A 775-nucleotide genomic window follows, 5' to 3' on the forward strand; every position below is an offset into this window, starting at 1 on the left:
ATGTCTTGATTTATAATTTGATTAGTGTGGTAGCTGTTATGGTTGAGATGAGATATCTATCTTATTGAATACCGTATTGATTGCTTCGACCGTTTTATCAATTTCGGCCTCAGTAAGCGTCGGGTGTACTAAAAACATCAAACTTGTCTCCCCAAGCTCTTTTGCAACTGGCATTCTAGTTTCAGGACGCAGTCCTGTGCCATCGAACGCTTTTTCTAGATAGACTTCAGAGGCAGTTCCAGAAAAACAGGGGACATCTAGCTGACTGACTTCTTCAATAATACGATCACGTGACCAGCCATCAGGCAGGCTGTCGGTATTTATATAAACATATAACTTATAATAAGCATGCTTAGAATCGGCAAATTCTGGTGTTTCTTCTAGCTTTGGTGCGTGTACATAGCCTTTATTTTCCCACTGAGTGCATGCTTGCAAAATTGCTTGTGCATTAGCCGTACGCTTGGCCGTCCAATCTGACATTCTCTCAAGCTGAATACGTCCTATCACTGCCTGCATCTCAGTCATGCGCCAGTTAGTACCAAAGCTTTCATGTAACCAACGATAGCCAGGTGGGTGCTCCTTTTCATACACAGCAGCGTAGCTTTTGCCATGGTCTTTATATGACCACATTTTACGCCACAGATCTTCATCATTAGTAGTGACCATTCCGCCTTCGCCGCCAGTCGTCATAATCTTATCTTGGCAAAAGCTCCATGCGCCAACATGCCCGATACTACCGACACTACGACCTTTATAATCTGCGCCATGTGCCTGT

General features: G+C 43.9%; 1 protein-coding gene. It reads right to left on the reverse strand.

All coding sequences use genetic code 11. The annotated features are described in order from the left end of the window. Window positions 1-36: 36 nt before the first annotated feature. The coding region (locus ACS8FD_RS19515) for a DegT/DnrJ/EryC1/StrS family aminotransferase (RefSeq protein ID WP_439277082.1) at window positions 37-775 on the reverse strand (739 nt) is incomplete at its 5' end.

This window comes from Psychrobacter sp. 1U2 (assembly GCF_051847575.1).